The 13482-nt window shown below is 38.1% G+C and carries 14 protein-coding genes; 10 read left to right on the forward strand and 4 right to left on the reverse strand.

Annotated features, from left to right (window positions below):
* Positions 1-21 precede the first annotated feature (21 nt).
* Positions 22-732, reverse strand: a complete 711-nt coding sequence (locus J2Z23_RS07295) for an ABC transporter ATP-binding protein (RefSeq protein WP_057984547.1) — start codon at positions 730-732, stop codon at positions 22-24.
* A gap of 518 nt (positions 733-1250) precedes the next feature.
* Here J2Z23_RS07295 and J2Z23_RS07300 point away from each other — a divergent pair.
* The 8 genes from J2Z23_RS07300 (at position 1251) to J2Z23_RS07335 (ending at position 8705) form a co-directional block, all read left to right on the forward strand.
* A complete protein-coding gene (locus J2Z23_RS07300; RefSeq protein WP_318249118.1) occupies positions 1251-1568 on the forward strand; it encodes a hypothetical protein in 318 nt (105 codons plus the stop codon).
* 3 nt (positions 1569-1571) lie between these two features.
* Positions 1572-2930, forward strand: a complete 1359-nt coding sequence (locus tag J2Z23_RS07305) for a tripartite tricarboxylate transporter permease (RefSeq protein ID WP_057984549.1) — start codon at positions 1572-1574, stop codon at positions 2928-2930.
* Between the two features lie 44 nt (positions 2931-2974).
* Positions 2975-3916 carry a mevalonate kinase gene (mvk, locus tag J2Z23_RS07310; RefSeq protein WP_057984551.1) on the forward strand — a complete coding sequence of 314 codons (942 nt, stop codon included), beginning with the start codon at positions 2975-2977 and terminating at the stop codon, positions 3914-3916.
* 53 nt (positions 3917-3969) lie between these two features.
* Positions 3970-4956, forward strand: coding sequence for a diphosphomevalonate decarboxylase (gene mvaD / locus J2Z23_RS07315; RefSeq protein WP_209973575.1), 987 nt, complete (start codon positions 3970-3972; stop codon positions 4954-4956).
* Between the two features lie 152 nt (positions 4957-5108).
* Positions 5109-6230, forward strand: a complete 1122-nt coding sequence (locus J2Z23_RS07320; RefSeq protein ID WP_064468407.1) for a phosphomevalonate kinase — start codon at positions 5109-5111, stop codon at positions 6228-6230.
* Positions 6231-6251: 21 nt separating this feature from the next.
* Positions 6252-7277: a type 2 isopentenyl-diphosphate Delta-isomerase gene (fni, locus tag J2Z23_RS07325; protein ID WP_057984554.1), complete on the forward strand. Its 1026-nt coding sequence runs from the start codon at positions 6252-6254 to the stop codon at positions 7275-7277.
* Positions 7278-7602: 325 nt separating this feature from the next.
* Positions 7603-7929, forward strand: coding sequence for a PadR family transcriptional regulator (locus J2Z23_RS07330; RefSeq protein WP_057984555.1), 327 nt, complete (start codon positions 7603-7605; stop codon positions 7927-7929).
* A gap of 14 nt (positions 7930-7943) precedes the next feature.
* Positions 7944-8705, forward strand: coding sequence for an HAAS domain-containing protein (locus J2Z23_RS07335; RefSeq protein ID WP_057984556.1), 762 nt, complete (start codon positions 7944-7946; stop codon positions 8703-8705).
* 140 nt (positions 8706-8845) lie between these two features.
* Here the strand turns inward: J2Z23_RS07335 and J2Z23_RS07340 are convergent, their stop codons facing one another.
* From J2Z23_RS07340 to J2Z23_RS07350, 3 genes are all read right to left on the reverse strand, one after another.
* Positions 8846-9781: a lysylphosphatidylglycerol synthase domain-containing protein gene (locus tag J2Z23_RS07340; RefSeq protein ID WP_057984557.1), complete on the reverse strand. Its 936-nt coding sequence runs from the start codon at positions 9779-9781 to the stop codon at positions 8846-8848.
* 306 nt (positions 9782-10087) lie between these two features.
* Positions 10088-10327, reverse strand: coding sequence for a hypothetical protein (locus tag J2Z23_RS07345; protein WP_057984558.1), 240 nt, complete (start codon positions 10325-10327; stop codon positions 10088-10090).
* A gap of 5 nt (positions 10328-10332) precedes the next feature.
* Entirely contained in the window at positions 10333-10653 is a 321-nt protein-coding gene (locus J2Z23_RS07350; protein WP_209973578.1) for a YbjQ family protein, read from the reverse strand.
* Between the two features lie 369 nt (positions 10654-11022).
* On the opposite strand from J2Z23_RS07350, the gene J2Z23_RS07355 reads away from it, so the two are divergent.
* Positions 11023-12297, forward strand: coding sequence for a DUF5068 domain-containing protein (locus J2Z23_RS07355; protein WP_209973580.1), 1275 nt, complete (start codon positions 11023-11025; stop codon positions 12295-12297).
* 542 nt (positions 12298-12839) lie between these two features.
* Positions 12840-13409 (forward strand): TetR/AcrR family transcriptional regulator, encoded by a 570-nt coding sequence (locus J2Z23_RS07360; protein ID WP_057984564.1) that lies wholly within the window; start codon positions 12840-12842, stop codon positions 13407-13409.
* Positions 13410-13482 lie beyond the last annotated feature (73 nt).

Genomic DNA, 13482 nt, shown 5'->3' on the forward strand with positions numbered 1-13482 from the left:
AAACGAATTTATAAAACTATTTTATAAAACATTTTGTAAATAAAAATCGTTAATCGATGAGTAGCCTAATGCTAGAATGTTTTTGGGAGTAGTAAAAAGCTCTGCTTTTCCATCATTGATTAATAATACTTTGTCACAGTACATTTCTACTTCATCCATATAATGGGTAGTTAGAATGACTGTACCGTTTGTTTTCTGATTATACTCGGTAATATAGGTCCAAAGAGTATTTCTCATATGCGGGTCAAGACCTGTAGTTGGTTCATCAAGAATAATTAATTTAGGATTAGACAAAAAGGCAACAGCTAAACTAATCTTTTGTTTCCACCCACCAGAGAGTTTTTCAAAATATGTTTTTCGATGGGATTCTAATTGGAAATCCTTTATAATTTGTTCGATGTTAGTATTGGATCGATAGTATGCCTTGAAAAGATGAAGCAACTCTTCTACTTTAAGATTTTTGAAGAACTGGGTTGGCTGTAAGACAGCTGAAATATTGGCTCTTATCGCTTGATGCTGTTGTTCAGTTAGTTTTTGCAAGTCTTGACCAAATACGGTTACCTCGCCTTCGTCATAATTTTTGAGTGTCATAATAATTTCAAGAAATGTAGACTTCCCTGCGCCATTTTTTCCAATTACTCCAATAATTTCGCCTTTATTGGCTTTGAAATCTACTCCCCGTAATACAGAATTCCCTTTATATGATTTATGCAAGTTTTGAACTTGGATCATTTTTCAACTACCTCCATGTCATTGCTGTTGTTAATCACATCTTATAGAGAATTTGCATTTCCGTCTGTTGAATATAGGTAAGATGTCTTTTTAGTTCGGTGACATGTAAAAAATTACCGGTGTCCTGCAGAGGGTTTTGTATGATGGAGCAAATGCCGAAAATAGTTAAATGAAATCCGATAGCTTTGTTTAACGTGCTTGTTCTTATGTTCCATGAACGATAGAGTTGCTTAAGGATAATTCCTTTTTTAATTGATAACGTTTATCAATTGGACTATAATAATGGCTGGTATTGAAAAGAGTTTTAAGCTGTCGATAGAGGATATGGATAACATAACTAGGGAAGGGGAAAATTTTAATTAATGAGGTAACATTAATCTGCTTGTATAGAAAGCACTTGCTATCTTACAATAGTAAATATAATGATTCTGTAGTAATTGCAAGTAAAACCTTCGTTCCCTTTGGGCGATAAGATATTGCTTACTTAGAAGCTTCGGCAGGATGCGTGCATTTAGTTTATGTTAATTGTTTATGCAGTGGAGGGGGAAGGAGCCTTTCCAGTTAGTTTGATTTTGGGAGGATTAGAATTGCGAAAAGAGAATAATCCAGAGGAAAAAAAGAATATTGAGGTTTGGGAAGATTTAGTGAACTTGAGAGAACTGGTTCTTTCCCTTGTGATCTGTAGTGTGACGACTTTAGGTGCTTATCTTTTGGCTCCTGCAGAGCCTCCAAAACCGCTGTTTTTCGGCCTTGCTGGGGCTATAGGTGGTTTTATTATTGTCAGTATCATTGTAAAGCCAAAGAGAACGTTTGAAATCAATGAGGATGAGGATTAAAATATGGATGTGAATTTAATACTGCAAATGATTATGGCAGCAGTTTTAGCTGCTATTATATATACGATAATTGGGATTGCTCCTGGAACGGATGAAACGGCGACAATTGCTCCTGTTGTACTTGCGCTTGTTCTAATGGGAATTGAACCGATTGTAGTTCTAACCTTTTTTATGTCAGCGATTGTGGCCAATAAATTAACAGATTCCGTACCAGTTGCGGTTGCGGGTGTACCGGGTGGAGTCATGTCCGCCCCGATGGTGGAGCATGCCGTTACATTAAAAAAACACGGCAAGCCAGATGTTAGCATTCGGAAGATGGCTGCAGGTTCTGTGATTGGAACATTAGTGGCTGTGCCCGTTAGTTTACTTCTTGCTAATGCTTTGGTTCCAGTGTCTGATGTTATTAAAGAGTATGCAGATCCGCTTTTCTTCATTGGAGCTGTCATTCTGGCACTTATGAGTAAAAACAGATGGATCGCATTGGCATCGATTATTCCATTTGCGATCCTTATTCAGTCTTTACGACATTTATACTGGGGAGTTGGAACAGTTCCGGAAGATACGAATGTATTTATTTCCTTTTTCCTAGGTATCACCATTGGCCCCGTTATTTTAACTCTTTTCGAGCTGTTAAATAAAGATAAAAGAGATCGTTCAGAACGTTTTGGTCTTAAATCAATTGTGCTTAGTAAGAAGAAAAAGAGGAAGGAATCTTCAAGTCCTTTTAAAATTTTAACGAAGCAAGAAGTAGGGACCAGTGCGTTAGCTTCCCTTATTGGTTCGATCACATTCATTATGAGTGCGGTCGGGATTACAAGTTTGTTAGGTGAACTTTTTTCTAGCAGAATAAAGGATCCGGTAAAAAGAGCAGCACGTGCAATTTCTTCTATGGACGCACTCACAAATGCTACGTATATCTCTGGTACCTTGATCCCGTTGATTGCCTTAGGGATTCCTTTATCACCTGTTGCCATAGGACCAGGGAATGCTTTATTCAATGCGCCACCTGTGTTTAACTTAGATCATAATTTACATCACATATTAAGTATGTCGGATTTCGTTTTGGCAACCGTTATTGGTGCAGTTGTGGCTTTAGTGATGACCTACTATGTTGTAGTGAAATATTCTCAAGAAATCTGTGCGTTTGTTTTTAGATGGGTGCCGCATGAAGCCATATTAGGCTTGTTTTTTGGGCTTGTGTTATTATTGTCCTATATGGACGGTGGCTGGCTTAATATAGGTGGAGTCTTCTTAATTGGCCTTGTTTCCGGCTTCCTTTACCGTTTAGGAATTAACTATGGGATTCAATTTATGGTTCTATATACCGCTCCATGGTTAATATCAAAAATCGCCGGTTTCTAGGGCTGTGAGTAAATATTCCAGTCAACGATAAGGAGAGGGAACAGATGATGACGACACAAAAGAAGACAGCGATCGGTCGTGCTCATAGTAAGATCATTCTAATCGGTGAGCACGCCGTAGTATACGGAAAACCCGCCATTGCCCTTCCGTTTCCATCGCTTGAAGTGGTTTCAAGTGTGAAGGAAATCTCCGGCGATCTTTTTCTGACTTGTCGCTATTTTGTTGGGAAGCTAGAAGAAGCACCAAAGGATTTAAAAGGAATAGCTACCTGTATTACAGAGACTTTGAAAAATTTAAAACAGCCTGCAAAGGGCTTGCAAATTAAAATTGATTCTTCTGTACCGATCGGCCGTGGGTTAGGATCGAGTGCATCAAGTGCAATTGCTGTGGTAAAAAGCCTGTATCAATACTTTGAACAAAAGCTCTCGAAAACCAAGCTTTTAGAGTTAGTCCACATTTCCGAAACCTATGCCCATGGTAATCCGAGTGGCATTGATATGGTTGCGGCATCAAGCAGCCATCCTTTATGGTTCGAAAGGGATGGTGAGACATATCCTGTTAAAATTAAATCCCCCTTACATCTAGTCGTAGCTGATACAGGGCGAATCGGTGAGACTTTGGAAGCTGTTGAATCTATTCGTAAAAACAGCCTGTTATCCCCCATTAAGGTTAGGCATTCGATTGACCTTTTAGGTGATTATACATTGCGAACAAAAGAAGCTTTAGCAGAGGGGAATTCTCTTCTAGTAGGGAGTATGATGGATGCCGCTCACAATGAATTAAAGAAATTAGGGGTAAGTGATACAGAATTAGATCATTTAGTGCAGATTGCAAAGGAACGAGGCGCCCTTGGCGCTAAATTGACTGGTGGTGGTAAGGGTGGTTGTATGATTGCTCTTGCTTCTAGTCTTGAACATGCTAAGGATTTAGCGGGGGCCTTATTACAAAACGGGGCAGCACAAGCTTGGTCTTATATTATTGAATAGTTTTTAGGTGGGGTCTTATTACCCGTTAATACAGGATAAATAGGAGTGTTAAGATGAAGGCCACAGCTAAAGCAAATACAAATATTGCTTTAATTAAATATTGGGGAAAAAGAGATGAACAGCTTTTCCTTCCGATGAACAGTAACTTATCCATTACATTAGATCGGTTTTCTACGACAACAACTGTACACATTCATACAGATCGAAAGGAAGATATTTTTCTTCTCAATGGACAAGAGGAAGGAGAAGAAGAAACACGCAAGATTAGTCGGTTTTTAGATATTATCCGGATGCAAACAGGAGAACAGTGGGCAGCGACAGTCGATTCGATCAATCATGTACCAACTGCAGCCGGGTTTGCCTCTTCCGCTTCAGGTTATGCCGCATTAGCAGCAGCTGCAACAAAAGCAGTTGGCCTTGAGTTAAGTGATCCCCAACTTTCTGTATTAGCCCGCCAAGGTTCTGGTTCAGCATGTCGTTCGATTTATGGTGGATTTGTGGAATGGAAGAAAGGGGAAAGAAAAGATGGGCTTGATTCCCATGCCGTTCCCATTCTAGCGCAAAAGGAATGGGACCTTTCTATTTTATCCGTTTTGGTTGAATCAAAGCGTAAGAAAGTTTTAAGTCGAGAAGGGATGAAGAGAACGGTCGAAACTTCCCCCTTTTATACAGGTTGGCTCGAAGCGGTTAAAAAGGATATGCAATTAGCCAAAGACGCCATTTTCCGGCGAGATTTTGAAAAGTTAGGAATGGTTTTGGAGAGCAATGCAATGAAAATGCATGCGACAACGCTGGGGGCAAATCCCCCATTCATGTATTGGCAAAGTGCCACTTTTGATGTGATGGAGCAAGTTCAGGAATTGCGGATGCAAGGGATTCTTGCCTATTTTACGATTGATGCTGGACCTAATGTAAAAGTGTTATGTGAACCTCATAATGAGGAAAAATTAAGTAAGATACTAAAAGCTCTTCCAACTGTCCAAGATGTGTTTATTTGCCATCCTGGAAATGGGGTAACCTATTTGCCAACCTCTTTTTAAAGTCCATGCTGTTCATCACAGATAAAAGAGGAGAGAGGACAGAAAACAATTAGGCAGCCTATATTCATCAGTGTGTAAAAGGCTTATATGCGAAAATCAACGAAGTCTGTGGATTAGAGAAGAGTGAAACAATGGTTGTTCTATATGGAAGGATGGAGAAAGTGTTTGATTCAATCGAAGTAAAAGTCCCGGGAAAACTTTTTGTTGCAGGTGAATATGCCGTAACAGAACCAGGCCAACCATCCATTGTGATTGCGGTGGATCGTTACATAACAGCTGTCATTCAAGAAAGTGATAAAAATGAAATTTATCTGCCACAATGGGGAATGAAGAAAATGGCTTGGGAGGAAGAGGAACATAAGAACCTTTGGGAATCAAATCCGAAGTTTGCCTTTATTCGTGCGGCCATATTGATATGGGATCAATATATCCAAGAGCAGAATAAAATCCCCATACCTTTTTCATTAACTATTACAAGTGAATTGGATGATCCATCAGGTAGAAAGTATGGGCTTGGTTCCAGTGCAGCAGTTGTAGTAGCTGTGCTCACTTCCTTATGGGAGCTACATAAATTTGAATCAAATGCTTCCTCTAAATGGACTATTTTCAAATTGGCTGCAATGGCCCACTACCAAACCCAAGGCAATGGCTCATGTGCTGATATTGCCGCATCAACCTTCGGCCATTGGTTGGCATATTCAGCGTTTGATCCTAGTTGGTTATTGAAACAAATTGGGACGGAGATATCCTTAACAGCCTTAATGAACAAAAATTGGCCTGGACTTTCCATCAAAGAAATAACCCCACCCCCATCCTTGCAACTTTGTGTAGGTTGGACAGGAAATGCGGCAGCAACGGGTCCAATGGTTCGTAAGGTGCATCAATTAAAAGAGAAAAATCCATTTTATTACCAATCCTTTTTACAGCGAAGCCAAAAGTCAGTTCAAAATCTATTCAGAAGTTTTGATGAGCAGGATTGTCAAATGGCTATTCGGTCATTACGAGAGAACCGTGAAGCTCTTCTTCACTTAGATCAAGAGTCTAAAGCCGGCATTGAGACAGTGGAAATTAGGAAATTAATTGAAGTAGCCGAAAACTATGGTAGCGGCAAATCCTCTGGTGCTGGTGGCGGTGATTGCGGTATAGCGTTTGTAGAGGGTGAACGGGCGGCCAGGGAATTGCATGAAAAATGGAAAGAACAGAATATCCTCCCATTATCACTTCAAGTTTCTATTATGGGGGCCCATGTTGAAACGAAAGATGATTTATCATAATGATAGAAAGAAGGTGCCATCATGTCTGATTCCATTCACAAAAGAAAATCGGAACATATCGAGATTACATTAAATGAAAAGGTTACTGGAGATCATATATCAACTGGATTTGAAAAAGTCTCCTTTATCCATAATGCTTTACCAGAAATAGATTTTTCAGAAATCAGTTTAAAAACAAACTTTTTAGATCATACATTAAAAACTCCCTTCTTAATTAGCTCGATGACAGGCGGAGCGGCTTTAGCAGAATCGATTAATCGCCATTTAGCGGAAGCAGCTGAACAAAGAGGGTGGACACTAGCACTTGGCTCAACACGTGCTTTGATTGAAAGTAAGGACCATCGTTCTTCCTTCCAAGTTAGAAAATATGCACCTAATGTCCCCATTATAACGAATCTTGGAGCAGTGCAATTGAACTATGGGTTTGGAATCGAAGAATGTCAGCAGATTATTGAGATTACTGATGCAAATATGCTTGTTCTTCATTTAAATAGCATTCAGGAGGTCATCCAGCAAGAAGGAAATACAAACTTCAAAAGCTTGCTAGGAAAAATAGAGAAGCTCTGTCAGAAACTCAATGTTCCAGTTGGCGTTAAGGAAGTTGGCTGGGGAATTGATGGGATGACAGCGAAAAAGTTGACTGATGTGGGAATCGCCTTTATTGATGTCGCCGGGGCAGGTGGTACTTCATGGAGTCAGGTAGAGAAGTTCCGAGCGAAGGATAAAGTGAAAGCTGAGGCGGCAGAGGCCTTTAGTGAATGGGGAATTCCAACAGCTGAGTGCGTAATATCCGTACGCAAGCAGATTGAGAAACAACCGATTGTGGCAAGTGGTGGAATGAGAACAGGCTTAGATGCAGCCAAGGCCATTGCTATTGGAGCAGATATGATTGGATTTGGAAGGTCAATTTTAAAAGAAGCGACCCAATCTACTGAAGACGTTATGCGTGTGATGGAAACACGGGAACTAGAATTACAAATGGCTATGTTCGGAATTGGTTGCTCCTCCTTAGAAGAGCTAAAACAGACAGATCGAGTAAAGTTATAATGAGAAAAGGGGCCATATAGAGGAGTGCCCCCCAAAAAAATAAATTTTTACTTAATCAGTTCGTTTGGCTGGTTTAGGTTCGGTATATGTCGGACTTAAACCGGCCAAATTTTATTATCTATCATATGAACAGGAATGGATGCAAATAAGAGTGATAATCATTATAAAGCGTTAGAGATATGTTGATCGGCGTAAATATGAAAACTTAGGTGATTTAATGGAGAGTAATAATTTTTTTAATTCACTACCTTGCATAACAAGTGTTTTTGATTTAATATAAGTGTATACCTTGTTAAACAAGATATATAGGGAGGTGCATGGATGAATGTCCCAAACACAAATGCTCAAAGGGATTTTAGATGGTTGTCTTCTAGCAATTATTAAAGATGCAGAATGCTATGGGTACGAAATGGCAACAAAATTAAATGAATATGGATTTCATAACATAAGCGAGGGAACTATATATCCTTTATTAATGAGGATGCAAAGAGAAGGACTAGTAAACTCAGTGCGGAAGAAATCAACGGCTGGTCCCCAAAGGAAATATTACAGTCTTACTGAAGAAGGTGAAGAATCTCTGAATGACTTTATTAGACGCTGGAGCGATCTGAATCAGAGTGTAAACTCTATTATCAATAAAGAAATAAAATGAAGGAGTGATACATAATGGAAGAGTATCAACTAAGTAAAGATAGTAAAAAATTTATTGAAGACTTAAGAGTCTATTTGTTTACTAAGGGAAAAAACATTCGAGAGATTGATGATACTATTCAAGAACTAGCCGACCATCTTTATGATGCTGAGCGGAATGGAAAGTCAGTAAAAAAAGTTGTAGGTAAATCCCCAAAGGAATATATGGAAAACATCTCAACTGAAATGAGTAATGATTTTAAATCTTGGTGGTTTAAATATATTCCATTGATCATTTTAGGTGCCATATCTTTTCCAGTAATGGATGATTTGATCAAAGGGCAATTAAGTTATACTATTTTGCAAGTCATTGGTTACATTATCTTTAGTATAGTGTTTATTGTAGGGACATTTACTGCCTTAAGGTTCTCATCTAAAAATCAACTGTCAAAGACAAAAGAATATTTTCTCTTAGCAATTCCGGGATCAATTAGTATGTTATTATTATTAGGCATTTTGCTGTTTGATAAAGCGATTGATGCTCCAGCTGTAAACTTCGGTATTTGGGGTAATCTCGCACTTGCTGTGCTGATGATTCTATTTATTATCGGGTTTTCCGTCTGGGCTAAGACAGCGATTCTTCCCCTTATTTTAATCGCTTGGTATTTACCACCTTTGGGACTTTCCTATTCCCCTTTAAGGGAAAATATGCAATCAACAATAGGAACAATTCTCAGTATCACGATTATCGGTCTCTATTTAGTATTTGTATTCCAAGAAGAAAGGGATAAAGATTAAACCCAATCAGGAGTTCTATGCACCTCGATGTAATAAGGAACAATATGAATTAAAATGGGGAAGTGTGGTTTTACTTAAACATGATTACAAAGCGACGCTTCTCTACCTTCCATTCAAGACAGAAAGAGGGTGGATCTACGTTAATTTAAACTTTGTATATGCCTATCTTTCTTTGCGTAATCGATAATAAACAATACAGCTGAGATTAAAAACGGGATTACCAAATAATAAAGTCGGTAGAAAATCAGTAACAGCAGAATATTTTCATCCTGAATCCCATAGCTTTCCATCCCCCATAGAAAGACAACATCAAAGGAACCAATCCCACCAGGAATCATACTTAAATTCCCTGCACAAGATGCAACAATAAAGATTGGCAGTAATTGAGCGATACCAATTGGAATATGAAGAGAAAGAGTGATTAACCATATGATTACGATGATCGCCGACCATTCTAAAATAGAAGAGAGAACAAGTTGAGTTCCAGTGGTTTTATTTATAAGAGATGTCTTCCCCTGTTTTCGTTGAAAAAGATGGAAACCAATCATAATGGGGAGATAAAGCCCCATCGCCATTACGATAAGAACAGAAAAGGGCGTTTCTGAAAATAAAGGGAAATGGCGATATCCTACTAGAACGATCCAGGCTAAGACGGACATCCCTGTCAGGGAAAATAAAGTGACAGAGGTTACACTTTTAAAAAATTTCAATTTATCCCTTTTATAAGCAGAGTAATAAAAGCTTCTAAGCATCAAGCCTGCAACTCCACCAAAACCAATAAAATTAGAAATGGTATTGACGATAAAGGATTGTTTAATTGTCGTGAGAAACGATCGCTTAATTTTCAATGCACCCAATAAAATTATGTCGTATAAAAACATTGGAGAAATCGCAAAAAGTGTTGCGATAAAAAGAAATAGAATTAAATAATCATCCATATTTCGGATCTGTTTGCTCAGTAAATGGAAGTCAGTGTTTCTTACAATTCCATCTAGTTCTGTCCCGGCTAATATTAAAAGCGCCAATGGAATTATAATTTTAACGGATTGTAGTAACTTATCTGGTATCCCTTTCAACCAACACACCCCATGACGTGTAAACTCTCGTTGCAAAATACACTTTATTATAGCATGCTTCCCACTTCAACGAAATTCATCTTCCGAATGTTCCCTTTTAGAAGATGGGGCGGTCTCTTTGTTTTTAAGTGAATTGGACGCCGTTTCACTAGCATAGTTAGCTACTAAACAAGAAATTCTTAAAGAAGCGTGGCCTATATTGAGCCTTTAATATAGGCGATAGCATTGCATTATTTCCGAAATAGCTAGTATTCGTTCATCAAGACAAAGAAGCAAGTAAGAAAAAAATTTCTTACTTGCTTCCTTTTAAGTTTTTTTATTGGGCTCTTCTTTGTAAAATCTTTCTCCCGTTTCAGGATGAAAATAGACGATCATTTTTTTCTTAGTGGTAGGGTCAATAAAGACTTCCTTTGTCTGGATATATCCTGCTGGAACAGCGTGATCCAACTGTTTTTTGTAACGACGATCCCAAATAAACCATGAGCCAATGGCCAAAATAATGAGAACCAAAATACTTAAGCCGTACAAGCTAAACACAACTGCCATCTTTCTTATACCTCTTCTATCATAACAGCTGTTCCATATGCAACAATTTCACTCATATTTTGACCGATTTCTCCTGAATCAAAGCGCACCATAATAATGGCGTTAGCGCCCATTGTCTGTGCATTTTCTACCATCCGATCTAGCGCTTGTTTTCGAGCATCCTCTAGCATTTCCGTGTATTCACTAATTTCTCCGCCAATTAATCCTTTAAAAGAAGCGAAGATATCTTTTCCGATCCCACGTGCACGTACAGTTAATCCAAATACAGGTCCTTTTACTTCAGTTATTTTATGATTAGCGATTTGTTCAGTCGTAACAACGATCATTCTAATCCACACTCCTTATTTTTATTGGATTTATTGATTATAATCCGGAATAGGTTGTTCTAGAAGCTTAGTATCTATTTTAATCTATTTACGGATAGCTATATGGAATGGTTTCATAATATCTTTAAAATTAATCTAATCTGGAATGTTTAGGGGAAAAATGGCTTTCGCCTTAACTTTCTAACTGAATCAATTGGTTCAGCTCTTTGGTCATGTGAATGTGGATGGGACTGGGAAGTTTCTATAACTTTTTTCGCTTTGTTATAGGAAAAAAGATTGGATTTTTAAAAAAAGGCTAAGAGGAGGGCATGAAAGTGCTATGATTGATGGCGTGCTTTATTTTAAACAAGTTAAGGCAGGGGAGTTTATATGAAAAAGCTGTTGATTGTTACAACTGTTTTAGCCCTCATCTTTTTAGGGGCGTGCAGTAGCAAAGATAAGGAAGAGACAAAGCCGACATCAGGGAAAGAGACTGCTGGTCAAACTGAAACAAATGAAAGTAAAGATGTAAAAAAAGAAGATGAATCAGAGGAAGCTACGAAGGATGAAGAAGTAGTGGAGGATGATGAAGAGAAGACAGAAAATGATGGAGAGATTTTAAACCCATATATTGAAGAGTATACTGGTGGAGATGTAGAGGTTGTATTTACAAACCAAAACCCGGGACTCACTCATGCGTTTAGTGATAAGGTTAGTATGGCAATTGATGAATATCAGATTGTCCATGTGAGCAATATGAATGAATCAGCTAAGGGATCTTTCAATGACGAAGAGGAAGGATATATATTAACGTTAAAATTAACACTTGATAACCAATCAGAAGATGAAATTAGCTACGCTGGCGGGCTATCTATGCAGACAGATGATGCAACAGAACATATTATTAAAAGAACGACACTAGTGGATCGTGATCAGTGGATGAAAGATGAATCTACCGAAAGTGCTTCGCTTTATTCTGCTGGGAAGTCTTTCACTGGCTTAGATGCATTCCTGATCACAAAAGATCAATTTGAAAAGTCCAAGCTACCTATTTTGAAAATTGATGCGCTATGGCGTGGAGAAGATGTTAGTGATCGAATTGGAGAAGAAGCTGTCATTCCATTACCTTTATCTGATGAAGGAAAGGATAAAGCAAAGGAAACGGCTAATTTGTATCAAGATAAAATGGTGACAGATACGATCGCTGAAAAAGAAATATTTTTCGCAAAAGAGGATATTAATGAAACAAAAGAGATTGATAAAGTAAAAGTTACATTAAATGGTGTTCAATACGCGAACATCACACCTACGGATGGTCATAAAGAAAGATTTAAGAATTTTGGAGATGGTCCGTTGATTGCCTTAACCGCTAAATTTACGGTTAAAAATAATAGTGATCAAGCTTTTTCTCAATCCTTTATTGATCGAAAGCTACATGTAGATGATCGGGGCACAATGATGTCACAAGGCATGTTAGAGCCAACTGTAAGAGATATGGTGGAGCCAGGAGATACCTTTGAAGGTCTTGCTGTATTCCTATTCCGCGAGGATGAATTTGGTATATTCAAAGAGTTGAAATTGCAAATGGGACCATTGAGTGATGAGAATGCGAAACGATTATTCAAGGAAAAATCTGTTCAATTCGATTTACCAATGAAAAAATAAACCTTACCTTTATTTGGCTGGCAGAGAATACCTCTCCCAGCCAAATTTTTACTCATTTGATAAAAAGACTGTTTACTAGAATCAATACCATAATTGCTTATTAATAATTAATACATGGATTTTATTGTTAAAGAAGGTTAATCAATATTCCCTAACCTAGTTGATTAGGCGAAAAGCGTCCACTTGTAGCGTAAATCAATGTTGCTCGAATTTGATACCAAAATCTCTATTATAAAATTGATGCTCTTATCGGATTTTAATAATAGGGGTCAAAATGATCAATAGCTAAAAATGTCATGAGTCAGTCCGGAAGGCAAACTAAAAGCGGAAAGTTCTATTACTCCTTATCCGCCTGTACCTTCCAATTCCTTTATAACCTTTATTCTTTGAAAAACAGAAGTGTGAAGAGCAGGCAATATTGTTCAGTTTGAATAATTTACATAATGGTGTAATAGTTGGATTATATTTTTTATGGTATTATGAATGATAGTCAGTCATAAGTAGGTAGATGGGGTGGATAGTCCACTAGGAGGTATGGCGATATGAATAAACGAGAACGAATTATTCAAGCGGCTGTAGAGGTTTTCCGAGAAAAGGGTGTGGAAAAAACAAAGATCTCAGATATCGTCAAATTAGCGGGGATTGCTCAAGGAACGTATTATTTATATTTTCCTTCAAAGATGGCGGTGATGCCAGCAATTGCAGAGGTGTTGGTAGAAAAGAGTATCAAGGAAATTCGCGCTAATGTGGACCGAGAGGCTAATTTTTCTATACAACTTACGCAAGTCATTGACGCTATTTTTTCTGTGGCAGAAAATTACCACGAAATGTTAGCGATGGTCTATGCAGGTATGGCAACAACAGAACATATGAACGAATGGGAAGCAGTTTATGAGCCCTTTTATCGATGGATGAGTGACTTTTTAAAGGATGCACAAACTGCTGGGACAATACGAGAATCAGTGAATACAGAGCGGGTTTCTAAGCTGGTGATCGGTCTAATTGAATCAGCAGCAGAGCAAATCTATCTTTATGATTCCAACCGGGAACAAGAAGTGAATATTCAAAAGCAAGAGGTTCATTCCTTTTTACTTCATGCTATATGTGTCTAAGGAGAAATAGGAGTCTTTCGAAATTCAGACTCCTTTTGATAAATGGAAATGACTGATAGTCATTCATATAGGA

Source organism: Lederbergia galactosidilytica, assembly GCF_017873565.1.
Lineage (GTDB): Bacteria > Bacillota > Bacilli > Bacillales > Bacillaceae_C > Lederbergia > Lederbergia galactosidilytica.